This is a genomic window from Neisseria sp. P0009.S007, assembly GCF_051962515.1.
This window is the reverse complement of sequence record NZ_JBQCVF010001238.1, coordinates 1-244: the sequence shown is the minus strand read 5'-3', so window position 1 is coordinate 244 and position 244 is coordinate 1. Positions and strand designations below refer to the sequence as shown.

Genomic DNA, 244 nt, shown 5'->3' with positions numbered 1-244 from the left:
ACCGTCATCAAAGCAAGCGGCATGAGCACCAAAAAACTTCTGCTGATCCTGTCGCAGTTCGGACTGATTTTCGCCATCGCCACCGCCGCGCTCGGCGAATGGATTGCCCCCACCCTCAGCCAAAAAGCCGAAAACATCAAATCCGCCGCCATCAACGGCAAAATCAGCACCGGCAATACCGGGCTTTGGCTCAAAGAAAAAAACAGCATCATCAACGTGCGCGAAATGCTGCCCGACCATACCC

1 protein-coding gene is annotated in these 244 nt (G+C 54.5%); it reads left to right on the top strand.

Annotated elements, in window-relative coordinates:
• Positions 1 to 244 (top strand): LptF/LptG family permease (locus ACTHS3_RS18445; RefSeq protein ID WP_440368866.1); only part of this gene is annotated, 244 nt, incomplete at both ends.